Raw genomic sequence first — 26,805 nt, 5'->3', positions numbered from 1 at the left:
TCATTATACTAATTTATTTGTGCTTAACCTCTATCTAATACACTTTTACTAAGCATATAGGATTATTAATATATTACATATGCTGTAGACCCGGATGTTACACTTGTTATCCGAATAAATAAATCTCTTGCAGCCTTAGCAACTCCAGTAGCTTGTATAACCGTTCCTCCGGTACCTGCCGCAATTGTCGGTGTAAAATTTCCAGTCCCATTTATAGCAACCATAAATCTAATTACATCTCCTACCTGTGGTGCTGTCATTGCCGCGATGAGGTTAGCCGCTGTTGGAAAAGTAACCGTCGCAGTAGCATTAATTACATAAGCACCGGCTTCCAATACCTGGGTTGCAGTTAATGTCACACTTCCTCCTGTAGTGGGCGCAATGGAATAGTTAGCCGAAGGAGCATTAACCCAACTTGGAGCAGCTGTACCTCCATTGCTCTGAAGAACCTGACCTGCAAGTCCATTAGCCAGCATAGCTGTTGCACCCACAGCAGTTTGATAAGGAATCTGCCCACCAAGTCCTCCATCCAAATTAAGTGCTTTACCTGATGTTAATCCATTTGCCGTACCAGTAATATTGGTACCTACCAAGGTTGTTGGTGTACCAAGATTCGGTGTAACCAACACAGGTGAATTACTCATTACAAAGGTATTTCCTGTTCCTGTCTGTGAACCTATACTTGTTGTATTTCCAACCGAAGTAATTGGCCCGGTTAAGTTTGCATTTGTTGTTACTGTTCCTGCGGTTAGTGCTGTTGTAGCGGTTGCTGCATTACCGCCAATACTAAGGTTTGCTACAGGCGTAGTTGATGCTACAGTAAATGGCGCTGTGCCCGTAGTGGCAGTTGATATAAACACCGGAGCAGTAGCTGAAGTGGTAAAAGTAGGTGTAGCTTTTGGAGCCAAGCCACTTAAGTCCTGATCGCCTGTATTTGTACCTGATAAGTTAGAACCACTTACAGTGCCTGTTGCAGTTACTGATGTTGGAGTAATTGCCCCCAAACTTAGAGTAATAGCCGGTGTAGTACTTGCTGTCGCGACAGTTCCACTGATACCGTTAGCTGTAACTACTGATGTACTTGTCACAGACCCAGTTCCCTTACTGTTGAAGGTTGCAAAATCCGTTGCCTTCAAGTAACCGTCTACTGAGGCTGTAGCAGGTGTAAGCTTAGTTTTAATGCTGGCATTGGTTTCATCACCAGTATTTGTACCTGATAAGTTGGCTACCGCTCCATTGGCAAGCATTGCATTTGTTATTGCGCCATTTGCAATTGAAGTAGTATTTCCAATTGAAGTGACTACTCCAGTTAAATTTGCATTTGTGTTAACTGTTCCTGCTGTAGTGGCTGTTGCTGCATTACCACCAATACTCAAGTTTGCTACCGGTGTAGTCGAAGTAACTGTAAAAGGAGCTATACCAGTAGTAGCAGTTGATATAAATACTGGAGCCGTTGCAGAGGTAGTAAAAATTGGCGTAGCTTTTGGAGCCAGGCCGCTTAAATCCTGATCACCTGTGTTTGTACCTGATAAGTTGGCTACCGCTCCATTGGCAAGCATTGCATTTGTTATTGCGCCATTTGCAATTGAAGTAGCATTTCCAATTGAAGTGACCACTCCAGTTAAATTTGCATTTGTAGTAACAGAACCTGCAGTTAGCGCGGTAGTGGCCGTTGCAGCATTACCACCAATACTCAAGTTTGCTACCGGTGTAGTCGAAGTAACTGTAAAAGGAGCTGTACCAGTCGCAACTGTCGATACAAATATTGGAGCAGTAGCTGAAGTGGTAAATGTTGGAGCTGCAATATTTGCTTTAAGACCATCATTACCATTCAGTTTCTGAATAGCTTGAAGGATATTATCTCCAGCTACAATTGTTCCTGCACCGCTGGTATAACCTGACAACACCTTATTGATCACCGCACCGTTAGTAATCGTTGTGGCGTTGCCAACAGAAGTAACTTCACCTGTCAAGTTTGCATTTGTGGTGACAGAACCTGCAGTTAGTGCTGTTGTGGCTGTTGCGGCATTACCACCAATACTCAAGTTTGCTACAGGCGTAGTTGATGCTACAGTAAATGGAGCTGTACCTGTAGCGGCAGTTGAAACAAACACTGGGGCTGTAGCTGAAGTAGTAAAAGTAGGCATGACTTTTGGAGCCAGACCGCTTAAGTCTTGATCACCTGTGTTTGTTCCTGATAAGTTGGCCACAGCTCCATTTGCAAGCATTGCATTTGTTATTGCCCCATTTGCAATTGAAGTAGCGTTGCCTATTGAAGTCACTACCCCAGTTAAATTTGCATTTGTACTGACCGTTCCAGCTGTAGTGGCTGTTGCTGCATTACCTGATAAAGCCCCAATAAATGTTGGTGCTGTAACAGTTCCAGAGAAAATTGGCGAAGCAAGATTAGCTTTTAATGTTAACGCATTTTGTATCGCAATCTGTTTAGCATAGGGATTCAACATAGCAGCAGTATCTGCGATATTTACTTTTAGTGCAACTGCTGATTGAACAGCAGTAATTGCATTCTGCGTAGAGGCTTGTTTTGCATAAGGGCTAAGCATTGCGGCAGTATCAGCTACATTAACTTTCAAACCCAATGCTGATTGAGTTGCTACCTGCTTGGCATATGGACTTAGCATAGCAGCAGTATCTGCAATATTTACTTTTAGTGCGATTGCTGATTGAGCAGCAGTAATTGCACTCTGCGTCGCAGCTTGTTTTGCATAAGGACTTAGCATAGCAGCTGTATCAGCAATATTTACTTTTAGTGCAATTGCTGATTGAGCAGCAGTAATTGCGCTCTGTGTAGCAACTTGTTTAGCATATGGGCTTAACATCGCAGCAGTATCGGCAATATTTACTTTTAGTGCGATTGCTGACTGAGCGGCAGTAATGGCATTCTGCGTAGAGGCTTGTTTTGCATAAGGGCTAAGCATTGCAGCAGTATCAGCTACATTAACTTTCAAACCCAATGCCGATTGCATTGCTACCTGCTTGGCATATGGACTAAGCATAGCAGCAGTATCAGCAATATTTACTTTTAGTGCAATTGCTGATTGAGCAGCAGTAATTGCGCTCTGTGTAGCAACTTGTTTAGCATATGGGCTTAACATCGCTGCCGTGTCAGCTACATTAACTTTCAAACCCAATGCTGATTGAGTTGCTACCTGCTTGGCATATGGACTTAGCATAGCAGCTGTATCTGCAATATTTACTTTTAGTGCAATTGCTGATTGAGCAGCAGTAATTGCATTCTGCGTAGCGGCTTGTTTCGCATAAGGGCTTAACATCGCTGCCGTGTCAGCTACATTAACTTTCAAACCCAATGCTGATTGAGTTGCTACTTGCTTAGCATATGGACTTAGCATAGCAGCGGTATCCGCAATATTTACTTTTAGCGCAATTGCTGACTGAGCAGCAGTAATTGCACTCTGCGTAGCAGCTTGTTTGGCATAAGGGCTAAGCATGGCAGCAGTATCCGCAATATTTACTTTTAGTGTAATTGCTGATTGAGCAGCAGTAATGGCACTCTGTGTAGCAGCTTGTTTGGCATAAGGGCTAAGCATAGCGGCAGTATCAGCTACATTAACTTTTAAACCCAATGCTGATTGAGTTGCTATTTGCTTGGCGTATGGACTTAGCATAGCAGCTGTATCTGCAATATTAACTTTTAGTGCGATTGCCGACTGAGCGGCAGTAATGGCACTCTGTGTAGCAGCTTGTTTGGCATAAGGGCTAAGCATAGCGGCAGTATCAGCTACATTAACTTTTAAACCCAATGCTGATTGAGTTGCTATTTGCTTGGCGTATGGACTTAGCATAGCAGCTGTATCTGCAATATTAACTTTTAAACCTAAAGCTGATTGAGTTGCTACCTGCTTAGCATAAGGACTTAGCATAGCAGCTGTATCTGCAATATTTACTTTTAGTGAGATTGCCGACTGAGCAGCAGTAATGGCACTCTGTGTAGCAGCTTGTTTGGCATAAGGGCTAAGCATTGCGGCAGTATCAGCTACATTAACTTTCAAACCCAATGCCGATTGCGTTGCTACCTGCTTGGCGTATGGACTTAGCATCGCAGCAGTATCTGCAATATTTACTTTTAAACCTAAAGCTGATTGAGTTGCTACCTGCTTAGCATAAGGACTTAGCATAGCAGCTGTATCTGCAATATTTACTTTTAGTGAGATTGCCGACTGAGCAGCAGTAATGGCACTCTGTGTAGCAGCTTGTTTGGCATAAGGGCTAAGCATTGCGGCAGTATCAGCTACATTAACTTTCAAACCCAATGCCGATTGCGTTGCTACCTGCTTGGCGTATGGACTTAGCATCGCAGCAGTATCTGCAATATTTACTTTTAGTCCGATTGCTGATTGAGCAGCAGTAATTGCATTCTGCGTAGCGGCTTGTTTAGCATAAGGGCTTAACATCGCTGCCGTGTCAGCTACATTAACTTTCAAACCCAATGCTGATTGCATTGCTACCTGCTTAGCATAAGGACTTAGCATCGCAGCAGTATCTGCAATATTTACTTTTAGTGCGATTGATGACTGAGCGGCAGTAATGGCATTCTGCGTAGAGGCTTGTTTTGCATAAGGGCTAAGCATTGCAGCAGTATCAGCTACATTAACTTTCAAACCCAATGCCGATTGCATTGCTACCTGCTTGGCATATGGACTAAGCATAGCAGCAGTATCTGCAATATTTACTTTTAGTGCAATTGCTGATTGAGCAGCAGTAATTGCGCTCTGTGTAGCAACTTGTTTAGCATATGGGCTTAACATCGCTGCCGTGTCAGCTACATTAACTTTCAAACCCAATGCTGATTGAGTTGCTACCTGCTTGGCATATGGACTTAGCATAGCAGCTGTATCTGCAATATTTACTTTTAGTGCAATTGCTGATTGAGCAGCAGTAATTGCATTCTGCGTAGCGGCTTGTTTCGCATAAGGGCTTAACATCGCTGCCGTGTCAGCTACATTAACTTTCAAACCCAATGCTGATTGAGTTGCTACCTGCTTAGCATAAGGACTTAGCATAGCAGCGGTATCCGCAATATTTACTTTTAGCGCAATTGCTGACTGAGCAGCAGTAATTGCACTCTGCGTAGCAGCTTGTTTGGCATAAGGGCTAAGCATTGCGGCAGTATCAGCTACATTAACTTTTAATGCGATTGCTGATTGAGCAGCAGTAATTGCGCTCTGCGTAGCAGCTTGTTTAGCATAAGGACTTAACATTGCGGCCGTGTCAGCTACATTAACTTTCAAACCCAATGCTGATTGAGTTGCTACTTGCTTAGCATATGGACTTAGCATAGCAGCGGTATCTGCAATATTTACTTTTAGCGCAATTGCTGACTGAGCAGCAGTAATTGCACTCTGCGTAGCAGCTTGTTTGGCATAAGGGCTAAGCATTGCTGCCGTGTCGGCTATATTAACTTTCAAACCCAATGCTGATTGAGTTGCTACTTGCTTAGCATATGGACTTAGCATAGCAGCAGTATCAGCAATATTAACTTTTAGTGCAATTGCTGATTGAGCAGCAGTAATTGCGCTCTGTGTAGCAGCTTGTTTGGCATAAGGGCTTAACATCGCTGCCGTGTCGGCTACATTAACTTTCAAACCCAATGCTGATTGAGTTGCTACCTGCTTGGCATATGGACTTAGCATAGCAGCTGTATCTGCAATATTTACTTTTAGTGCAATTGCTGATTGAGCAGCAGTAATTGCATTCTGCGTAGCGGCTTGTTTCGCATAAGGGCTTAACATCGCTGCCGTGTCAGCTACATTAACTTTCAAACCCAATGCTGATTGAGTTGCTACCTGCTTAGCATAAGGACTTAGCATAGCAGCGGTATCCGCAATATTTACTTTTAGCGCAATTGCTGACTGAGCAGCAGTAATTGCACTCTGCGTAGCAGCTTGTTTGGCATAAGGGCTAAGCATTGCGGCAGTATCAGCTACATTAACTTTCAAACCCAATGCTGATTGAGTTGCTACTTGCTTAGCATATGGACTTAGCATAGCAGCGGTATCTGCAATATTTACTTTTAGCGCAATTGCTGACTGAGCAGCAGTAATTGCACTCTGCGTAGCAGCTTGTTTGGCATAAGGGCTAAGCATTGCTGCCGTGTCGGCTATATTAACTTTCAAACCCAATGCTGATTGAGTTGCTACTTGCTTAGCATATGGACTTAGCATAGCAGCAGTATCAGCAATATTAACTTTTAGTGCAATTGCTGATTGAGCAGCAGTAATGGCACTCTGTGTAGCAGCTTGTTTGGCATAAGGGCTTAACATCGCTGCCGTGTCGGCTACATTAACTTTCAAACCCAATGCCGATTGCGTTGCTACTTGCTTAGCATAAGGGCTAAGCATGGCAGCAGTATCCGCAATATTTACTTTTAGTGCAATTGCTGATTGAGCAGCAGTAATGGCACTCTGTGTAGCAGCTTGTTTGGCATAAGGGCTAAGCATAGCGGCAGTATCAGCTACATTAACTTTTAAACCCAATGCTGATTGAGTTGCTATTTGCTTGGCGTATGGACTTAGCATAGCAGCTGTATCTGCAATATTAACTTTTAAACCTAAAGCTGATTGAGTTGCTACCTGCTTAGCATAAGGACTTAGCATAGCAGCTGTATCTGCAATATTAACTTTTAGTGAGATTGCCGACTGAGCAGCAGTAATGGCACTCTGTGTAGCAACTTGTTTAGCATAAGGGCTAAGCATTGCGGCCGTATCAGTTACATTAACTTTCAAACCCAATGCTGATTGAGTTGCTACCTGCTTAGCATAAGGACTTAGCATTGCAGCAGTATCCGCAATATTTACTTTTAGTGCGATTGCCGACTGAGCAGCAGTAATGGTACTCTGTGTAGCAGCTTGTTTAGCATAAGGGCTAAGCATTGCGGTCGTGTCAGCTACATTAACTTTTAAACCCAATGCTGATTGAGTTGCTACCTGCTTGGCGTATGGACTTAGCATCGCAGCTGTATCTGCAATATTTACTTTTAGTGCGATTGCTGATTGAGCAGCAGTAATGGCATTCTGCGTAGCAACTTGTTTGGCATAAGAGCTAAGCATTGCGGTCGTGTCAGCTACATTAACTTTTAAACCCAATGCTGATTGAGTTGCTACCTGCTTAGCATAAGGACTCAACATAGCAGCAGTATCTGCAATATTTACTTTTAGTGTGATTGCTGATTGAGCAGCAGTAATTGCACTCTGCGTAGCAGCTTGCTTAGCATAAGGACTCAACATAGCAGCAGTATCAGCTACATTAACTTTCAAATCCAATGCCGATTGCGTTGCTATCTGCTTAGCATAAGGGCTAAGCATTGCAGCAGTATCTGCAATATTTACTTTTAGTGCAATTGCTGACTGAGCAGCAGTAATTGCGCTCTGCGTCGCAGCTTGTTTAGCATAAGGACTTAGCATAGAAGCTGTATCTGCAATATTTACTTTCAAACCCAACACGGATTGCGTTGCTGTAGAAACTGGTTTATTTAAATCACTTGTATTATCAACATTCCCTAATCCAACTTTTGAAGCACTGATCCCCATAGCAATCTTTGCATCAGATACACTCCCATCCAATAATTTTGCTGTTGTTATCGCATCATTTGCAATCTTTGAAGTATTGATAGCCGCATCGCTAATCACAGGTGTTGCTGCAGTACTACCAGTACCAGCCAAGTCTCCTGCAAGTTGTATTTTTCCTTTTACATTAGCAGTAGCATCAGGAATCGTGGCTGCACTAACCACAACTGCATCTACATATGTTTTTATAGACTTTACAGTTGGATATTTTATATCAGAAGCTCCATCAGCAGCTACATCAGTTGATTTATTGGCTAGTGCTTCCTTTAAATTGAGCGCAGCTTGAGAAAGTGTACTAACAGGTTTATCGGCATCGCTGGTATTATCAACATTGCTTAAACCAACATCTGCCTTTACAATTCCTGTGGGAGCATTAATAACCGGACTATTTAATACCTTATTAGCAAGGGTTTCTGCACCTGAAAGTGTAGCTAGTATTCCGGTTACAGGCAAGGTAACGGTTGTTGCCGCAGTTGTAATTAAATTAGTTGTATAAGCACCTATAGTCGATAAAGTTGAACCATCAGCCAATGTCAGTGCAGCATTATTTGCCGGTGCAGTAATGGTAACCTTGTTAATTGTCCCGGCATTAATCGTTCCGTTAAATATTGTCGGCCCATTAAATGTTTTAGCCCCTGCAATTGTCTGAGCACCTGTAGTAACTACACCTCCATTAGTAGCATTCGCCGGTGCCAGACTTAAAACGCCTGCATTTAATGTCATTCCATTAGGATCGGAAGTTCCACTAATAGGTCCAATTGAATTTAAATTACTAATTCCAGGAATCCCTTGTATCCCCTGCGGCCCCTGGGGACCGGTTGCTCCGGTAGCTCCGGTCTGTCCTGTTACCCCTTGAATTCCTTGCGGTCCTGTTAACCCAATCGGCCCCTGAGGACCTGTTGAAGATGTAGACTCATTACTCGGTGTCCAGGCACTACCATTCCATTTCAAAATTTGTCCCGTTAAAGGGGCGGTTATACTTATAGCAGATCCTTGTAATTTACTTACAGTAGGATTGGGATAATTTCCAATCAAATCTCCACCAGCGGTACCAGCAGGAGACGCCGAACTTGCATAAATAGCATAAGGAACAGATTGAAGCTGAGAAGTACCCATATCTACAAAACTACCTCCACCCGTAGGATCTATTTCTACTTGAAGGAATTTATTCCCCGTAGCCCAATTTATTGCTGTCATCGCTCCATTTTGCGAAAGGGCTCCGGTACTGCCAATCACAACTGTAAACAATCCGAATTTATTCGTGGTACGCTGCCTGGTTTCCGTATAAACACTGGTCCCATTTACTCCACCATCTCTGATGGTTAACCTTAACCGAATAGACTGATCAGCAACAGGGTTACCATCTGACTTCCTGGCTATCCCTTGATAATTAATTTGAGGAAGCTGCTGTGCCACAGCTCGGGTACAACAAATCACAGTAAATGCAAGAACAATTAAAAAAAATCGAGTTTGCGAAAGTTTAGACATATAACAATAAGTTCTAATTTAGAATAGTAATGAAGCCTTTGATGATTTCAAACTTGGCGTTCCTTTTAAGTTTGATGACATAGTAGTAAGTACCTTCAGCAAGTAACCTACCTGAAAGATACCCCGCCCAGTCATTTTGATAATTTTTGGTCTGAAATACAGTCCGACCAGAGCGGTCAAATACCGTTACCTCATTATCAGGAAATTTTTCGATGTCTTTAACTACCCATACATCGTTCACTCCATCACCATTTGGCGTAAGAATATTAATGGGAAAAACTAGGGGGGCACCAGCAATATTCAGGTTGCTAACAATTGGCTGTAATAAACCATTTGTAATGCTTACCTGCTTATTTAACATAGTTTCAACAAGCGCAAGTTCTCCTACACTCCATTCGTAAGTGATATCCTTTTGGGTATAAGTATTACCCGCTGAGTTTACAATAACCGCCCCCACACTTTGTGCCTTACTGCCGACAACAGCAAACAAAATGAATATAAAAAACAGCCAATACCTCATGCAGCAACTATAGTTTCTGGCATAACATGTTTGGTTAATTACAATAAATTGATTCTTTTCTTTGTATCCCGACAAATAAATTATAGAATTCGAAGCAAAGGTATTAAAGTTCTTGATTAGACTACTAAACGACTATATTAATTATCTCTAACTATTCAATAGTTGTATTAATTAGAGATAATAGCCCTTAATTTTATGGGACCGCATCTTTCCGTCATCGATTTTCTAAAGGACTTTTTAAGCAGCCTCAATTTAAGACACCATTTTTTGCAGGAAATAGGCTTTAGGCATCAATCCCGTTTCTTTTTTAAAGGCATTATAAAAAGTAGCCATACTTTTAAAACCAGATTCGTAAGCAATTGCTTCGATAGTCATTCTATCAGATTTTAGAGGGTATTCTGCTACAAAAAAATCAATCCGATGACTATTGATCCAATCGCGGAAATTCTTACCAATAAGATTGTTAATTACAAAAGAACAATGGTGCACAGGGATATTAAGCTCGTTAGCCAGATCAACAATTTGAAAATTCGGCTGAAGATATGGTCTTTTATGCTCCATAAAAGATTTCATCAAATCGGAATATATGGATACCTGATCAGGCAAAAGATTTATCTTCTTCGTTGAAACCACTGCCTTTGGATGTTCCATAACTACCCCAGCATCCTTTTCAAGATCTACCGCCACAAAAAGATAACCATAAAACAGTTTAGGCTGGTGCATAATAAATACAACTATAACCAAAAGCACCATGCAATTAAGTAGAATAAAAGAAGCATTAAACAATGGTTCATCTAAATTCCATATCGTCAATGGCAGAAAGCTGACCAATTGAAAAAAGGTAGCTGCCCGAAGAAAAAAGAAAATCCATTTTTTACCACTTGCATCAATGTTGATATCAATCACTTTTGATTTAAGAACGGCAAACCAGGTAGTAACTAGATATACCAACAACAAAAATGGTCTGCCCAGATAATAAAACCAGGGGGGAAATATCCCACTTCTTACTGTTATAAAAAGTTGTTTATTTTCAGTAATCTGATCGGCAATGACATCCCATTTTATCGTGGGAGAAAAAGGCAGTGGCAAAACATGAACAACAGCAAGTAAAGCCGGAATAAAATGAAGCCATTCAAACTTACGGAGCCGATTACGGCCATTGATAAAACCGGTCACATACAAATAAAAACAAGCAGGAGCGGCATAGTAAACAGGAGTAAAAATCTGGTAAAAAAATGAAAATATAGATTCATTCTGCGCATTCACAAGCAAAGAAACCAACACCTGACCAAACCTGGAAATAAAAATAACTGAGAGCAAACGGTTCAATAACTTTACCCCTCGCTTTGCGAAAAACAAGTGTAGCGAAAGCAGGAGCAAGAAAAAACAACTGATACTTGAAAAAAAGCTCAAAACCCCCATATTTGATGGCGCAAGTTATATGTTTTTATTTGAAATGAATATAAGCATTTTATAAAACCAGGCAAGAATCAGATTTTAATCAAAATAATTTTTAATGACATTTGGGCTTAAGATTAAGCGTCATTACTAATCTTTAAACGAAACAAAATGGATTTATTTAGTAACGAAATAGACGAGCACAATAACTTATTGCCATACGATGGTACAGTTAAATATTATGGAAAATTAATGTCTACCCAAACTGCCAACTATTATTTAGATATATTGTTAAATACCATCGAATGGAGAAATGACGAAGCCATCATTTTTGGCAAACATATACTTACCAAACGAAAAGTGGCGTGGTATGGAGATATGGAATTTGAATACACTTATTCTAACACCACAAAAAAAGCATTACCCTGGACCCCAGCCTTACTGGAATTAAAAGAAATTGCAGAAAAAACACTTGGAGAAACATTCAATTCCTGCCTGCTTAATCTTTACCATACCGGAGAAGAAGGTATGGCCTGGCATAGTGACGGAGAAAAAGACTTGAAAAAGAATGGAGCCATTGGCTCTATGAGTTTTGGAGCTGAAAGAAAGTTCGCCTTTAAACACAAACAAAGCAAGCAAACCATTTCTTTAATCCTGGAGCATGGAAGCCTATTGGTGATGAAGGACACTATCCAAACACATTGGCTGCATAGACTTCCTCCTACCAAACAGACACATAAACAAAGGGTTAACCTAACCTTCAGAACGATTGAACATTAGCTTAACCCCTCATTTTACAGCTAAAATTTACTTTTCTGTTTTTTCGTCAGCCGGCTTTTTCTTTTTCAGCTTCGAATAAAATTCGTCTACCTCCTTAGCTTTTTCTTTACCTAAAGCAGCTTCCATTTTCTCTTTCTTTTCCTGTCTTACTACCTTATTTTTTTCCTTTTTGCCAGCCTCATCCAATGCCTGATCATTTTTAATAGCGCTCATTTTAGGCCTAAACTCATCCTCGATGGCTAAAACAGATTCAATTTGAGTATCGGTTAATTTAACCTCATTCTTCAAACCCTCTTTAATTTCAGCTTTACGTTTAGCTGCTCCGCCCTGAGCAGATGCAAATGTTACAGCTGCAAGCAGCATGCAAATTGATAGAATTACTTTTTTCATTTTTTAGATGGTTTGATAAATATTTGTTGATTCATTGTTTTTAATTGCTCCCGGAATTAAAGATAAGGCTTTATGTACAATTTCAAGATCAGTTGCACTTCTAAATCCACTAAATCCAACTGACAATACAGTTCCATCGGCAAGGGAAATAGGCTGTCCTCCTTCCCATCCTACATAATCCGGTTTTCGAATTCCATACCTCGACTCTTCAATTTCATTGTTAAATACCAATCTTTCATACTCTCCGGTTTTAAATCCGGTAATCCAAACCTGACTGGCTTTAACCCATGCTACCCTAAAGGCCTCTCTTCCCCTTATCTTATCGGTTCCAAAAACTTTACCATATACCATACCTTCAGCGTCGACCAAACAAATTGCGACATTCCCATTTGCTTTGGCCTTATCTTCTTCATTTTCCATGTATAAAGGAACCAGATCTGATACATGATCAATTAAACTGGCAATTGTAGTTTTTAACTCTTTAGGTTTCATGGCGTCTAAATAAAGTCCTCCCTATGTGGGCTAAATACATCTATTAATACGCCCGGCTCCAAACATACCGAACCGTGTAAAGTATTAGGCGGTACATAAAAACCATCACCCGTTTTTAAGATCTGTTTTTCATCTCCAATAGTCAATTCAAAAACACCACTTTCTACATAGCTAACCTGTGTATGTGGGTGTTCGTGAATTGAGCCTACAGCATCTTTTTCAAATTTAACCTTTACCAGCATTACGCGGTCATCATAACCATAAATCTGTCTCTGGATACCTGGAGAGGCATATTCCCATGGAATATCCGCACCTTGCTGAAAATTCTTACTTTTTAATAACTCACTCATATCTTCTTTTCTCTAATTAAGTTAAACACTTTAAATTATACTTACCCGGTTTTTAGTACGTTCACTTTCAAAAATAGCATCTATTACTTTCATATTACTTAAGCTATCTTGCAAACCAAATGGTACAACGTCCCCATCATTAATTGCTTTCGAAAATGCATTTGCCTGAAGCGTATATTGATCTACAGCTTCAAAAACAATCTCCTTCATGCCATCTTTATCATAAACAATGAGCTTTGTCTGCTGATCCGGTAATGGATTAAATGGCAGCTCAATTTCAATTCGTCCCAACGTACCTAAAATATTTACACGTTGATAAGGCATCAACTGTGTAGCGCAGGTAAAGGTAGCAGTTCCTTTTGCAAAATTTAAAATTCCAGATGTCAAGCGATCAGTATTCATGATGGGGTCCCGCTCAATTGAGCCCAACACAGCTGTTGGTTCCTCTCCAAACAAAAACCGGGATAGCGAAATACAGTAACAACCAATATCCATCAACCCTCCACCACCAACATCAACCCGATTTCTTATGTTATCAGGACTGGCATTGTAATAAGAAAAAAAAGACTGGATCATTTTAAGCTCACCGATTTTATTTGCATTGACCAATCTTTTAGCTTGTTGCCATTGGGGGTGAAAATGATACATAAACCCTTCCATCACCTTAATTTTGGGATGTAGATTTGCAACTTCCTGTAACCTCAAAGCATCAGCATAAGAAAGACCAACAGGCTTTTCGCAAAGTACATGCTTACCAGCTTTAATACATTTAATTGCCCACTCTACATGCAAGTGATTTGGCAATGGAATGTATATTGCATCAATTCCTTTATCATTTAACAGCTCCTCGTAACTTCCATAGGCTTTTTCTATTTTTAAGAGCCGGGCTGTCTTTTTAACAGTTATTTTATTTCTGGAGGCAATGGCCATCACTTTACAGTACGGACTTTTCTGCAGAGCAGGTATTACCTTTTCGCGGGCAATTTTGGCATTCCCAAGTATCCCCCACTTCACTTTATTTCCCATCTTAATTTACTCTCCCTTCTTTGCCAAAGTTAGTGCTTTTGTTGTGGTGTAATATTTAGCAATCATATTTGGAACCTCCCAGGCTGGCATATCTCCATTTTTAAGGTACGATAAAAACCTATCCATCACTTGAGCAAAATGAGCTTCATGTCCATTCTTATAATGTTCCGGAATGATCACTTCCCATCCCTTATCCACTTTTTTCAATTCAACACCGGCGTACTTTGCTTTAAGCAAATTCATTTTATCAGACACCTCCTTTTCGTAAACCGTAGCATTTGCTGAACCTACAGGTTCGATATAGAGCGTAGGTTTATAACCCTGCGCTTCACCTTGTTTGATAATCAAGTTAGCTTTTGTACCCCTAAATACTGCATAATGCGAATCCCCGCCCGCATTTGCCTTGTAATCCCAGAGTGCTTTAACCTTCACATATACATCATGTAGCTTATAGTTGATCTCACCATTGGCATATACTTTTAAAACACTGTCTTTCACATCCTTTTTTAAATAATCCGGGAACGCCGTATTTTTGGTAATGGCAGTAAACTGGCTCAAGGTCATATGAGTAGACCACCTCCGGGCAGTATTTACCTGAACATCCTTCTCATAATTGATGATCTGATCAGGAAAGCAGCTCCATTGAACCAAATCTACAAGATGAACGGCCACATCAGCTATTCCTTCTCCCTGCTGACTAACATCCATAAACCAAGCCGGTCTGGTTAATACTTTTCCTGATACATATTTATAGAAGTAATGGATGCTTTCCATCTCTACAGCAGGATGTTCAGGGCTTCCCTTTTCAAGGGTTCCAAAAATTTCCGGTATCCCCACCAATTCACGCTGCAGTATATTGGTAATCTCCGATCGCTCGGTCATGATATCATACAACAGTAACTTTTTCTCCCTGGCTGTTGCAAAGGTGGTTTTCAGCACTTCAAAATTAGCCTCATCAATCGCCATTGGCTTATCTGCCAACACATTAAATCCAGCATCAATAGACGATTTAATGTATTCCGTTTTACGCAGATTGTTGCCGGAAATGACCACTACGTTACCCTTTTTATCCGCAATCATCCGCTTTAAATAATCTTCGCCCTTATATACATCCTCTTTCCAGTATGTAGGTTTTATGGGATCCTGGTTATAAGCGGTAATCTTATCCAGATGAAGATCAAGATCCTGACCCTCGGGGGCATATACATATACTGTACTATCTACATCCGGATACATTGATTTCTGAACCAATGCCGCATGAAAATGCCCTGGATCTAAAGTGATTAATTTAATTTTCGAATCGCTTTCTTTTGAAGGCATTTTACAAGACAAAGCAAACAAAGCGATCATTAGACAATTAGGTTTAATATATTTCATAGAAGTATTTTGTTTATAGAATAATTGGTTTCATCCGTTTGGTCAGGATTTGTATGATTAACCAGGCCAGGAAATAGGCACAACCACATATGATAAATAAAATATTATATGCGGCAGAAATATTTCCAATACCCTTGTAATAGGCCAACAGAGATCCAACCAGCAAAGGAAAAAGTGTAGAGGCTATTGAGCCCGACATCCCCCCAATACCTACCACTGAACTTACAGCCTGTTTAGGTACAATATCGGAAACAATAGTGAAAATATTCGCGCTCCAGGCTTGATGCGCCGCTGTTGCAATACTGATGATACCCACTGCTACCCAAATATTGGTGGCAAACTGCGCAAAGAAAATAGGGATCACCGCAATAGAAACAATCAATAAAGTTCTTTTTCTCGCTTTTAATACCGGCCAACCTCGTTTAATAAAGTAGGATGACAAGTATCCACCACCAATACTACCAAAAGTGGTAGCAGCATAAACTACCGCAAGATGCATACTTGGCTTTTTAAGATCTAAAGCAAAGGTATCAGCAAAGTAGGCGGGTAACCAAAACAGAAAGAACCACCAGATCGGATCGGTCAATACTTTACCCACAATAAACACCCAGGTTTGACGCAACCCCAATAACTGCACCCATTTTAATTTTACCGGCTTCTCCTGTATTTCATCATCAGGATCGCTGTGGATAAAATCAAATTCAGACTGCTTCAGTCTTTTTTGTTTCGATGGCACCTCATAAAAGATCAACCAGAAGATCAACCAGATAAAGCCCAATGCACCCGTAATCCAAAAGGCCTCTTGCCAGCCATAAACACCCAAAATCCAGGGCACTAAAATAGGAGCTACTACAGCACCTATGCTGGTACCTGAATTAAAGATCCCTGTAGCCAATGCACGTTCTTTTTTAGGAAACCACTCAGCCACAGCCTTTACACCTGCCGGAAAGTTTCCGGCTTCGGATAAGCCTAATAACCCTCTCGCCATTCCAAAGCCCACAGTACCTTTCACTATAGCGTGGAGCATTGCTGCAATACTCCATACCACAACAGAAATGCTATAACCAATCTTAGTACCTACTTTATCGATAAAACTCCCAAAAACAACATAACCAAGGGCATACATGCCCGCAAAAGCCATCACGATATAGCCATAATCGACTTCTGTCCAATTAAATTCCTTTTCAAGGGTAGGCTTTAACAAACCAATAACCTGCCTGTCAATATAATTAATGGTAGTTGCAAAAAAGAGCAGGCCGCAAACTACCCAACGGTAATTGCCAATTTTAGCTGTATTCATATCTGATCGTATCGGTTTATTCAACTGTTAAAAAAATAGCGACTTATAAATTGGCAATGGATACTTCAGTACCTCTCTGTTCTGCAGAAACATATCCCGCATAAATGGTAGCCATCACGTCTGCTGCAAGACTGCTGTTGCTTTCTACCGGATCGCCAAATGCTGCGGATCTGTAAAAAGCATCCATTTCATGCTGGTAACCATTAAACCAGCCCTCATCAGGTGATATGGACGACCAACCTTGCTTGGTTTCCGTTTTTTCTACCACATAAATATCTTTAAATTTTTCTTCATTTGGGGTATAGGCCTGCATGGCATTGTTAGGCCCTATGTTACATATCGTTCTATGATTACTGGTATTTACTTCGAGCTTATTATTTACCCCCCCCAATACCAACTCACTGGCAAACAAATCCGCAATCGTACCGTCTTCAAACACCAAATGTAGCATCGCAAAATCTTCAATATCCTTAAAGGTAGTCTGCAAATGCCCCTCGTCTTTAAAGCCAGGCATCCGGGTAATGGCATGTGTACGACAAGATACAGTTACCGGCCGGATAGGTTGTCCATTACGTGCTCTTCCCTCTACATGTTTTAAATAAATGGCAGCAGTAAGCGGATGACACCCTTTTCCAATCATTGATCCTCCACCAGAATATTTCCATTGACCATAAGCTAGAGAATGGGAACCCGAATGCGACTGTTCTCCGTGCATCCAAATGATCTGTGCCCCTGTTTTTTCCAGTATTTCCCGTTCTTTTTGAATGGCCGGTGCATAAACCCAATTTTCAGCATACATAATCCTGCCCTTACTTTTCTTCTCCGCATCCAGCATTCTTCTGATACTGGCAACAGTATGCTCCAACCCTACTTCCCTGGAGAAAGTATCTCCATTAAAACCTTCTGTACCATCACCAAAGTATCCGGTAAATGGTTTTTCTACAATAGCATGTTTATTTTGTTGTAAAGCTGCAATAACAATAGGTTCATGTGTTACAGGAGGCGTACAAATATGTATTAAATCGCAGTCAGCGATCAATTCATCAAGATTATGATATGCTTTAAGATTTCTCAATCGGGTATACTCTTCCAATTCTGCCGCTGCAACAGAATATACACCTACAATTTCCACTTTTGTGCTAAACACACGTTGTAATGCGTCGTAATGAAATCTTGCGGCAAAGCCCGACCCCACGATACCAGCTCGTATAATTTTCTTGTCCATATAATATTTACTTAGCTTAAGGATCTATTGATCCAACTGTATTATTTATTGAATGTTTTTATTGGTATTCGTTGGCGATGGCGGTTTTGAGTTCTTTTAAAAGTGCCGGCACCAATTTATTTGGTTCATAAGGTCTAAATGGGAATGCCGGTTTCGGCTGTCCTTTCATCACTTTATCACCCAAAGTTTCAATTGGCAGGTAACCTCTATATCCACTATTGTTGACAATACGCATTAACCTTGGCATATCAATACGGATGCGGCTAAGTACGCCAAACGGACTTTCCTTTACCTGAAAATTAACGGCATAAGGCATTACCTTTTCTATGTCGATATAAGGATCATCCTGAATAAAATATCCGGTATCTACAATAACGCCAAACCAATCCGAATCAACCATTTTAACCAGCTTAATTGTTTCATCAGCTGTTTTCAGGAAATCTCCATGATTTTGTACACCAACCAACACACCTCTCAATTTTCCATAATCCGCACATTCTTTTAGGGCTGCTGCCATGTATTTAGCCACCTCATTCCACTTGTTCTCATAGCCTGCCGGTACAGGTCCTGCAAACACTCTTACTACCGGTGCACCCAATTTTACCGCTACATCTATCCATTCCTTCACATGTTTTACATCGGCTGCTCTCTTTGCCGGATCAGGATCGGCAAAATTGTTTCTTACTGCAGTTCCGCTAATGTCAACGCCCTTTTTAAAGGCGTGTCTTTTTAAGTTATTGATCAGTTCATCGCTCGGTATAGCCGGATACCCCGGGAAATAATAACCAGTTAAATCGACTGCATCAAAGCCATGATCAGCTGAATAATCAATCAGATCAAACAAAGACATAGATTTATCGTTGAGTTTTTTGGCAAAAGAAAATGCATTCAAGCTGGTCTTTACGGCTGATTTTGTCACCTTCTTTTTTAAATCCTGTGCGTTTTTATGGATACTTGCCGAATTTACATCCAGGTTTTGGATACGAATATTCTTCCAGTAAACCTTCATCAGATTTTTCTCTGTTGTAGCATGTACCTGCAAGCCTATAAACCCTGAAGGGGTCATATCATCTACTAATGATGACGCCAATACACCATTGATCCAGGTATAGATTCGGTACCCCGAAGCTTCAATCCTGAAATGGTTCCACTCCCCCGGTTTAAAAGCTTTTCGGGCTTCTTCATTGTGGGTCAAGTCATTTAACCAGCCCCTACGCTTTTCATCATATATCCCACCTGTCCAACTCCGAGGTTCTTTTCCTGCCGGGATCACTTCTCCCCTGGCATTATAATTTTCAGGAGTTTTAGTATAAGCACTTTGAGCAGGATCAATTTCTACCTGATAACCATTTACAATACCATCTTTATAATTTTTGTCCGTTTTGCTTCTAAACTGAATCCCTGAATTTAAACCTTCATCTACTTTAAAATCCAGCTCCAGGATAAAATCACCATAATTTTTATCGGTAACCAGGAAGCTATTTGGGGAGTTTAATACAGTAGTACCGACAATCATTCCATCTTTCACTTCATACTTTGCAGTGCCCTGTATTTGCTTCCAACCGGTCAAAGTTTTACCGTCAAATAGATTTTCCCATTTTATGTTATCCTGAGCACTTACAAGTCCGCACATTGCTGTAAAGCAAATGAACATCATAATCTTATATGCAGTTATATCTTTTTTCATCAAGTTGTACATTAAGTTCTAATTAACCACCAAACTGTGCCCGTTGTGCAGCTTTAACCTCTTTAAGAAATGCCGGAACTATAGTATAAGGATCATAGGAAGCCTTATCTACCGAACTTGGTGTATTTTTCTTATTCTTATTTCCACCTTGTGGTGATAGTGTTTCTATGGGTAAATAACCGCGGTATCCTGTTCTTTCAACAATTTTCATGATCCTTGGCAAGTCAATCTTAATCGGACTTGCTGCACCAAAAGCACTTAATTTCAATTGAAAATTCACCGCATAGGGCATTGTTTTTTCAATATCAACATAAGGATCAGGGGTGATGAAATATCCTGAATCTACGATCACACCAAACCAATCAGAATTTACTCTTTTTACCAGACTAATGGTTTCATCAGCTGTTTTAAGGAAATCACCATGATTTTGAACGCCAACCAAGACCCCTCTCAATTTCCCATAATCTGCACACTCTTTCATGCTGGCAGCCATGTAGGCTTCAATTTCAGCATGTTTATTTTCATATCCTTCCGGGATCGGACCTGCAAATATGCGGATCACAGGTGCCCCCATTTTCACGGCTACATCAATCCATTCTTTTACGTGCTTTACATCAGCAGCACGTTTTGCCGGATCCGGATCGGCGAAATTATTGCGCACACCGGTACCACTAATATCAAGCCCTAGCTTAAAAGCGTATTTTTTTATAGAGTAGATAAACTCATCACTTGGCACAGCCGGATACCCCGGAAAAAAGTATCCTGTTAGGTCAACCGCATCAAAGCCATTTTTGGCCGACCAGTCCATCATTTCAAAAAGGGACATGCCTGCTCCACGTCCTCTCACCTTATCTAAAAGGGGTTTAGTAAAGGAATAAGCATTCAAGCTAATCTTTACATGCGCTTTCCCTTTTCTTTGTATCTCTAATTTATCCTGAGCAAACAGAGTGCTTCCACCTAAAAGCATACTTGCAGTTAAAATCCCGGCAGATAGGCCGCTCATTATTTTTTTCGTTCTTCTATTCATCGCTTTAATACTTTAATGTTCTACTATCCTTAATTGATTAGGTCTAATTTTGTGCTTGATACTCGTTGTGGATAGCTGCTTTTAAATCCTTTAAGAATGCAGGAACCAATACAAATGGATCATACGGAATGTCTGGAACAGGACGAGGCTCCCCTTTAATCTCCAGTGTCTCAATTGGCAAATAGCCTCTATATCCACTTTTATTGATGATCTTAAGTAATCTTGGTAAATCAGTCTTAATTGGACTACGGGGGCCAAAAGGGCTCTCTTTTACCTGAAGATTTACCGCATAAGGCATGATCTTTTCGATATCTATATAAGGATCTTTTGTAATAAAATAGCCTGTATCAACGATTACACCAAACCATTCTGAGTTTACCATTTTTACAATCTTGATCGTCTCATCAGCAGTTTTCAAGAAATCACCGTGATTTTGCACACCAACCAATACCCCTCTTTGCTTTCCATATTCTGCACATTCCTTTAAACTTTCAACCATATATTTGGCAACCTCATCCCATTTGTTTTCATAGCCTTTAGGAACCGGACCGGCAAAAACACGGATTACCGGGGCACCCAATTTTACAGCTACATCTATCCACTCCTTTACCAACTTCACATCAGCAGCCCTAACTGCAGGGTCAGGATTAGCGAAGTCATTTTTCACTCCTGTACCACTAATGTCGAGCCCCAACTCAAAAGCTCTCCTTTTTACATTGTTAATCACTTCATCAGACGGAACTTTAGGATACCCCGGAAAGAAATAGGCCGTAATATCAATCGCATCGAAGTTCTGTTCGGCGGCAAAATCCAGCATCTGAGACAGCGTCATGGTTTTACTTACCGTGATGTTTTTATTAAATGAGTAAGCATTTAAACTTGTTTTAACAGCCGAACCACTTTGCTTCACATTTTGTGCAAACAATCCCGAACTCAGGAGGCACAGGGCTACCATATATTTCATAATCAAATCTTTTTAGGTTCTAATTTTTATAAGCCTTATCAATTGCATCATTTACCTGTTTCAGAAAAACAGGTACTACCTGATAAGGATCATAAGCAGGTTTCTTAACTCCCGATTTATCGGCATCTTTTGAAGATACTTTTGCAGAAAGCGTCTCAATAGGTAGATAACCGCGGTACTTGCTGTCTTTAAGGATCTTCATCACCTTAGTCAGGTCAATGCGTACCTCGCTGCCACCTGGTACCGGGCTCTCCTTTAATAAAAAATTAGCGGCATATGGCATTACTTTGGCCATATCAGCATAGGGATCATCCGTTAAGAAATATCCGGTATCAACCACCACTCCAAACCACTCTGAATTTACCATTTTAACCAGTTTAATGGTCTCATCGGCTGTTTTCAGGAAGTCGCCATGATTCTGAACTGCAATGATCACCCCTCTTTTCTGAGCATAAGCAACGCATTCTTTAATATCAGCCGTCATATATTTCGCTACCTCATCCCATTTGTTTTCGTAGCCCGGAGCAATAGCACCCGAAAAGATTCTCAATACCGGTGAGCCCAATTTCACGGCTACATCCACCCATTCTTTTACATGCTTTACATCTGCGGCTCTTTTTGCAGGGTCCGGATTTCCAAAGTCATTCCTTACCCCTGTACTACAAATATCCAGGCCCAACTCAAATGCTCTTCTCTTAATATCGTTGATATAGGTATCAGCCGGAACGTTTGGATAACCGGGAAAATAATATCCGGTTAAACTCAGTCCATCAAAATTATTCATAGCAGCAAAATCCAGAAGATCAAACAATGACATCCCCGAACCACGACCTTTGGCATTGTCATTTAGCAGTTTGCTAAATGAATAAGCTTCCAAAGCAACCTTTACAGGAGGAGTCTCATTGCCGGATCCTGTTTTTTGCGCAACCCCTCTACTGCTTAGTCCAAAGCCTAAGCTAAGGACCATAAGCAGGGAGTAATATTTAAAATTTCTATCCATTCTGTTTTAGTTATTTCTTTACCGGTCCTAAACCTATTCCACCCATATCAGCATGTGTTAAGGTTTCCCATAACATGTGATGATCACCCCTTGTTGGTCTGTTTGTTGGCAAAACAGCTTTCATCTTCGGCAAGCTCATCCCCATCCTGTTAACGAAATGGTTGTAAGCAATTTCCCAGGTTGGTTGTAGTGCAAACTGCAGATTTTCCGGAGCAGGTACTTTATTTGGTGCCAAGTATTGAGCCTGAAACTCTAAAGCGGCTACCATTCTTTTTCCTTCTTCCGCATACAAATCAACACCTTGCTGGCGGGCAGTTTCGGCCGCATTTGCCATAGAGGCAAAAGCCATCCATGGGTGATGTGAATCACGGGCAGTTTCTTGCATCAACCCATCTACAAATTCAGGTGTAAAACCTTTATTACCCCATATTGCAGGGCCACAACCCGGAGGGTCGATTGGTTTTGGACCATCTGTCTTAAGGTAGATATAGGCAGGAGTTCTTCCCCTCCACATTTTTAAGCCCAAATCAAACACAGCGCGATCATCGTTAAAGACACCTATATTGATAATAGCTTCAGCCATTGCCAGCTCTTTGTTACCATTCTCGCAATCGCCATGGATAATTGAAGGCAGATATTGTACCCGCAGCATGTTCTGAAACTTAGCAATATCGCTATCAGACCAACCTTTATAAGTATACCTGATGATCTCGGCAGCTCGAGGCCATACCGATCCACACCATGCAGCCTGAACAGGACCATTTGCGTAATTGTGTCCACCTACTAAATTAGTAGACCATGCATTCATAATTTTAATTGCACTTTCAGCATAGGTTTTATTGCCTGTGATAAACCACAACAAAGCCTGTGTATAAGCTGCTGCACAATCATTCTGCTCATCTTTACAACCCAGATTTGGATTGGAATATGGACCACATGAAACTGTGTCACGTGGCTGTGGAGTATAACCTAAAGCACCCAGTGGGCTTTCCTTTAAAGCTTCAAAAGCCGACTTTTGCGGCTGGGTTCCTGCAGCAACTCTTTTTTTAATCTCTTCCAGTTGAGCAAGATTTACCAATACTCCTGGATGAGTAAACCCTGCTGGTTTTGCAGGCTTTCCACTTGCATCCGGAGTAATCATTACAGTTACAGCAGCGTAAGCAGGATTCTTCTCACCATCGTAATCAGCAGATGCATTTTTGTTGCTGCTTCCTTTCTTTTTGGCGGGCTTATCGCCTGCAGCAGCAAGATCACCTTCAGCACCACCTTTTTTACCGGTGCCATTCTTCTTACCACCGCCGCCTTTTCTACCGCCACCACCTTTCTTTACAGCACCGTCAGCAGAAGCCTGAACCGGTGTGTGTGCATTTTCAGTACCTTTAACAGTCTGGTCTATTACCCAAATATTTCTAAACTGATAAGCCGTACCATGTTCCTGTAAATAAATTGGGCCTACACCAGCTTCCCCTAAAATACCAGTAGCGCCTTTCACCTCTTCCATTGGTGCATCTTTATAAGTTTGCACACCATTGTGAACAATAGAAATACGGGCACTTTCTATCTTCTTAGTACCAGTGGCATCAAAGCGTGGTGCCCTGAATTCGATATCAAATGTTTGCCAAACCATTGGTGGATAAGCCATATTTACACTTGGATAGAAATCTGCCGGCTTAGAAATGTTGCCGAATGCCCCACTTGGAGCACCTCCAATTTGTCCGTAAGAATCCTTGATATTCATTTCATATCTCGACATCATGTAGATCCCACCATTGGTTACATCACCCAACAAGCGTACTTCTGCATGAAGCTTAAAGTCGCCAAACATTTTTCTGGTTATAATTGAGCCGGTCCCCACTCCAGCTTCTAAAATACCCCCTGGCAGAATTTTCCAACCTTCAACAGGGCCGTCTCCTTTTATCCATTCTTTTGGATGAAGTCTATACCATTCATCCAGATTCTTACCATCAAACAACACAATTGCACCCTTTGGTGGAGCTGCATTCATGGTTGGCGAAGTACGTACATAATGTACAAAAGTCAACTTTTCAGCCCCCTTGCTTAGGTTCAGTTTCTCTTTTTCAATTTTACCACTCCATCCATCCCCGGTTAAACTAAGCGCATTATCTCCCCCCGTTACCTCAAGCACTGCCAAAGGAGCTGCCAATGAATTTTGCTTATTATCCAGGTTAGCCTTACCTAAGCCTTCTTTTGTTAAGTACACCTGAAGAAAATACTTACCATCGTTCGTTTTCCAGTCGCCAAGATTTTGGTTCGTTTTACTAATTTGTTGACCATAACTGGTGCTGAAGGCCGTAATCAGCAACAGGGTCATCATTTTTGAAATACAATTAATCAATTTCATATGTAGTTTATTATTTAAGATTTGGTATGGTGACATTTAATTAAATCCAGGATTTTGAGGCATTTTTAAAGTTAGATTGGCATCAAGAACGGACTGCGGAATTGGTAAAAGAGTATCCCTAAGCGCCAGATTTTTACTGATGGTATTAAAAGTATTCGTTCTTCTGAAGAAAAAGTTAGCGCCTCCCATACGGAGCAGTGTATACCTGCGATGCTCTTCAAGCAATAGCTCTCTCGAACGCTCATCAAGGATATAGTCTAAAAAGGTTGTCAATGTAGCCCCAAAATTTGCAACAACTACCCGTTTAGCATTAGCCCTGTCCCTCAATAAATTAATATCATCTACAGCGCCATTTAAATTTCCTAAACGTCCTTTGGCTTCTGCACGCAATAAAATGGTTTCCGCCAAACGCATGTATATTTGGTCAAGATGCGACTCGGTAGTATTAGGGAAACCGGCATCACAATGTGCAAATTTCAAGCTATATGGCCAGTCGTTATTATTCGGTGTGGCCTCTGGCAGCAAAGCAAAATTAACTGCGCCACTTTTAGACTTCATTCCCGGATCAGCAATAATACTTTTTGAAATTCCGGTGGCAAGCCATACCGTATCCCCTAATTTCCAGGCTACTTTTGTAGCTGTATTGATTAACCCTGCAAAGTTATCATCGGCAGTTAGTACAAAATATTTACGCAATGCAAATTCAGAGCTACGTTGATCTACTTTTCCGGCAGGAACATCTGTAGATGCAGTATACCATAACAATGCCTGCTTGGTGATGGTTTGTCGGCTCCATCCTCTTCCACCACGGGCATCAGTTGCCGTAACAAAGCCTGATCTATTGATATACTTTGCAGTTGGATACCTCAACGTGGATTCATGTCGCATCAGATTCTCACCTCCCCCAATGGCATTACGTTCCCATTGCATCACCCACAGCGCTTCCGTATTTCCACTGGCAATATTGGTTTTAGCCGGATTAAACATATCCATAAAAGCCACACCCGGCTGATCTGAACCGGCACCATATCTTGCCTTTACCAAGGCATATGGTCCTTTGCTAATACATTCATTGCTCCAAAAAAGCGCCGAGTCCGGTTTCCCGATAGCCAGATATGTTTCCGCAAGGTAGGTTTGCGCCACACCGCGAGTCATACGTCCAGCTTTAGCTGGCAGCCAAGGCAGGTTTTCAGCAGCGTATTTAAAGTCTTCGATCATCAACCTTCTGATTACCGCAACCTTTTCACGAACCAGATCAGTTCTGATATTTTCGCCCGACACCTCAGCCGTCAACAACGGAACATCTCCCCACAAATAAGTTAGATGACGATAAGCCCAGGCTCGTACAGTACGCGCTTCAGAAAGTATTCTTTCCTTATTTCCCGTGCCCCATTTTACATCCGGGTTATCCGACCGTGTGATAATGGTGTTAGCAGAACTCACCACTTTATACAACCACAAGAACAGTTTATCAATATTTGGATCGGCAGCAGTATTTTTCGTCCAATCAGCGGTAATGGTTGATAAACCACCAGTATTGCTCCCCGCACCAATATTATCTGTTCCACTAATCATAATGGCCGCTCTTAAATCTATAGTACCAAATCCGTTGGTGTAGCTTAAGCCGTTTCTTTCATCCCTTACCAACGAATACAAACCATTCAATCCTGCATCAAAACCCTCTACCGTTGTGTACAATACATCAGCAGTTATAAAATTAGGCGGACTCTCAACCAATCTTTCTTTTGAACAAGCTGCCAAACAAGCCATTGATATCATTGCTAAAAAAACCTTATTTATCTTTTTCATGTCTTT

At 41.1% G+C, this 26,805-nt stretch carries 17 protein-coding genes; 1 reads left to right on the top strand and 16 read right to left on the bottom strand.

Annotated features, from left to right (window positions below):
- Nucleotides 1-65 precede the first annotated feature (65 nt).
- The 3 genes from P0Y49_03720 to P0Y49_03710 form a co-directional block, all read right to left on the bottom strand.
- Nucleotides 66-9,092, bottom strand: coding sequence for a hypothetical protein (locus P0Y49_03720; protein WEK20257.1), 9,027 nt, complete (start codon nucleotides 9,090-9,092; stop codon nucleotides 66-68).
- A gap of 13 nt (nucleotides 9,093-9,105) precedes the next feature.
- On the bottom strand, nucleotides 9,106-9,612 hold the full coding sequence (locus P0Y49_03715; GenBank protein ID WEK20256.1) for a gliding motility-associated C-terminal domain-containing protein: 507 nt from the start codon (nucleotides 9,610-9,612) through the stop codon (nucleotides 9,106-9,108).
- Between the two features lie 252 nt (nucleotides 9,613-9,864).
- Nucleotides 9,865-10,941, bottom strand: a complete 1,077-nt coding sequence (locus P0Y49_03710; GenBank protein WEK20255.1) for a helix-turn-helix domain-containing protein — start codon at nucleotides 10,939-10,941, stop codon at nucleotides 9,865-9,867.
- 240 nt (nucleotides 10,942-11,181) lie between these two features.
- On the opposite strand from P0Y49_03710, the gene P0Y49_03705 reads away from it, so the two are divergent.
- Nucleotides 11,182-11,790: an alpha-ketoglutarate-dependent dioxygenase AlkB gene (locus P0Y49_03705; protein ID WEK20254.1), complete on the top strand. Its 609-nt coding sequence runs from the start codon at nucleotides 11,182-11,184 to the stop codon at nucleotides 11,788-11,790.
- A gap of 27 nt (nucleotides 11,791-11,817) precedes the next feature.
- Here P0Y49_03705 and P0Y49_03700 read toward each other — a convergent pair whose 3' ends face one another.
- Genes P0Y49_03700 through P0Y49_03640 form a run of 13 tightly spaced genes read right to left on the bottom strand, consistent with a single transcriptional unit; the run spans nucleotide 11,818 to nucleotide 26,799 of the window.
- On the bottom strand, nucleotides 11,818-12,180 hold the full coding sequence (locus P0Y49_03700) for a hypothetical protein (protein ID WEK20253.1): 363 nt from the start codon (nucleotides 12,178-12,180) through the stop codon (nucleotides 11,818-11,820).
- Between the two features lie 3 nt (nucleotides 12,181-12,183).
- Nucleotides 12,184-12,672, bottom strand: a complete 489-nt coding sequence (locus tag P0Y49_03695) for a heme-binding protein (protein ID WEK20252.1) — start codon at nucleotides 12,670-12,672, stop codon at nucleotides 12,184-12,186.
- A 5-nt stretch (nucleotides 12,673-12,677) separates the two neighbouring features.
- Nucleotides 12,678-13,022: a cupin domain-containing protein gene (locus P0Y49_03690; GenBank protein ID WEK20251.1), complete on the bottom strand. Its 345-nt coding sequence runs from the start codon at nucleotides 13,020-13,022 to the stop codon at nucleotides 12,678-12,680.
- Between the two features lie 30 nt (nucleotides 13,023-13,052).
- Nucleotides 13,053-14,048: a Gfo/Idh/MocA family oxidoreductase gene (locus tag P0Y49_03685; protein WEK20250.1), complete on the bottom strand. Its 996-nt coding sequence runs from the start codon at nucleotides 14,046-14,048 to the stop codon at nucleotides 13,053-13,055.
- Between the two features lie 6 nt (nucleotides 14,049-14,054).
- Complete coding sequence (locus P0Y49_03680) at nucleotides 14,055-15,425, bottom strand: putative oxidoreductase C-terminal domain-containing protein (GenBank protein ID WEK20249.1); 1,371 nt, start codon at nucleotides 15,423-15,425, stop codon at nucleotides 14,055-14,057.
- A 13-nt stretch (nucleotides 15,426-15,438) separates the two neighbouring features.
- The gene (locus tag P0Y49_03675; protein ID WEK20248.1) at nucleotides 15,439-16,725 is read right to left on the bottom strand and encodes an MFS transporter; all 1,287 of its coding nucleotides are present in this window, start codon (nucleotides 16,723-16,725) and stop codon (nucleotides 15,439-15,441) included.
- 43 nt (nucleotides 16,726-16,768) lie between these two features.
- Nucleotides 16,769-17,950, bottom strand: a complete 1,182-nt coding sequence (locus P0Y49_03670; protein ID WEK20247.1) for a Gfo/Idh/MocA family oxidoreductase — start codon at nucleotides 17,948-17,950, stop codon at nucleotides 16,769-16,771.
- Between the two features lie 58 nt (nucleotides 17,951-18,008).
- Entirely contained in the window at nucleotides 18,009-19,637 is a 1,629-nt protein-coding gene (locus tag P0Y49_03665) for a DUF1080 domain-containing protein (protein WEK20246.1), read from the bottom strand.
- A 22-nt stretch (nucleotides 19,638-19,659) separates the two neighbouring features.
- Nucleotides 19,660-20,664 carry a sugar phosphate isomerase/epimerase gene (locus P0Y49_03660; GenBank protein WEK20245.1) on the bottom strand — a complete coding sequence of 335 codons (1,005 nt, stop codon included), beginning with the start codon at nucleotides 20,662-20,664 and terminating at the stop codon, nucleotides 19,660-19,662.
- Between the two features lie 43 nt (nucleotides 20,665-20,707).
- Nucleotides 20,708-21,628, bottom strand: coding sequence for a sugar phosphate isomerase/epimerase (locus P0Y49_03655; GenBank protein ID WEK20244.1), 921 nt, complete (start codon nucleotides 21,626-21,628; stop codon nucleotides 20,708-20,710).
- A 19-nt stretch (nucleotides 21,629-21,647) separates the two neighbouring features.
- Entirely contained in the window at nucleotides 21,648-22,628 is a 981-nt protein-coding gene (locus P0Y49_03650; protein WEK20243.1) for a sugar phosphate isomerase/epimerase, read from the bottom strand.
- A gap of 10 nt (nucleotides 22,629-22,638) precedes the next feature.
- A complete protein-coding gene (locus tag P0Y49_03645; GenBank protein WEK20242.1) occupies nucleotides 22,639-24,990 on the bottom strand; it encodes a DUF1080 domain-containing protein in 2,352 nt (783 codons plus the stop codon).
- 36 nt (nucleotides 24,991-25,026) lie between these two features.
- Entirely contained in the window at nucleotides 25,027-26,799 is a 1,773-nt protein-coding gene (locus tag P0Y49_03640; protein WEK20241.1) for a RagB/SusD family nutrient uptake outer membrane protein, read from the bottom strand.
- Between the last annotated feature and the right edge of the window lie 6 nt (nucleotides 26,800-26,805).

Origin of the sequence: Candidatus Pedobacter colombiensis, from assembly GCA_029202485.1 — a bacterium.
Classification (GTDB): Bacteria; Bacteroidota; Bacteroidia; order Sphingobacteriales; family Sphingobacteriaceae; genus Pedobacter; species Pedobacter colombiensis.
Note: the sequence above shows the minus strand (reverse complement) of the source record. Positions and strands in the feature narration are given on the sequence as shown.

Bases quoted from the DNA above. Each gene is read 5' to 3' on its own strand.
- P0Y49_03660 (WEK20245.1), bottom strand. From the start codon at position 20,664: ATGAATAGAAGAACGAAAAAAATAATGAGCGGCCTATCTGCCGGGATT.
- P0Y49_03685 (WEK20250.1), bottom strand. From the start codon at position 14,048: ATGGGAAATAAAGTGAAGTGGGGGATACTTGGGAATGCCAAAATTGCC.
- P0Y49_03680 (WEK20249.1), bottom strand. From the start codon at position 15,425: ATGAAATATATTAAACCTAATTGTCTAATGATCGCTTTGTTTGCTTTG.
- P0Y49_03645 (WEK20242.1), bottom strand. From the start codon at position 24,990: ATGAAATTGATTAATTGTATTTCAAAAATGATGACCCTGTTGCTGATT.
- P0Y49_03665 (WEK20246.1), bottom strand. From the start codon at position 19,637: ATGAAAAAAGATATAACTGCATATAAGATTATGATGTTCATTTGCTTT.
- P0Y49_03720 (WEK20257.1), bottom strand. From the start codon at position 9,092: ATGTCTAAACTTTCGCAAACTCGATTTTTTTTAATTGTTCTTGCATTT.
- P0Y49_03650 (WEK20243.1), bottom strand. From the start codon at position 22,628: ATGGATAGAAATTTTAAATATTACTCCCTGCTTATGGTCCTTAGCTTA.
- P0Y49_03690 (WEK20251.1), bottom strand. From the start codon at position 13,022: ATGAGTGAGTTATTAAAAAGTAAGAATTTTCAGCAAGGTGCGGATATT.
- P0Y49_03675 (WEK20248.1), bottom strand. From the start codon at position 16,725: ATGAATACAGCTAAAATTGGCAATTACCGTTGGGTAGTTTGCGGCCTG.
- P0Y49_03695 (WEK20252.1), bottom strand. From the start codon at position 12,672: ATGAAACCTAAAGAGTTAAAAACTACAATTGCCAGTTTAATTGATCAT.
- P0Y49_03715 (WEK20256.1), bottom strand. From the start codon at position 9,612: ATGAGGTATTGGCTGTTTTTTATATTCATTTTGTTTGCTGTTGTCGGC.
- P0Y49_03700 (WEK20253.1), bottom strand. From the start codon at position 12,180: ATGAAAAAAGTAATTCTATCAATTTGCATGCTGCTTGCAGCTGTAACA.
- P0Y49_03640 (WEK20241.1), bottom strand. From the start codon at position 26,799: ATGAAAAAGATAAATAAGGTTTTTTTAGCAATGATATCAATGGCTTGT.
- P0Y49_03655 (WEK20244.1), bottom strand. From the start codon at position 21,628: ATGAAATATATGGTAGCCCTGTGCCTCCTGAGTTCGGGATTGTTTGCA.
- P0Y49_03705 (WEK20254.1), top strand. From the start codon at position 11,182: ATGGATTTATTTAGTAACGAAATAGACGAGCACAATAACTTATTGCCA.
- P0Y49_03670 (WEK20247.1), bottom strand. From the start codon at position 17,950: ATGGACAAGAAAATTATACGAGCTGGTATCGTGGGGTCGGGCTTTGCC.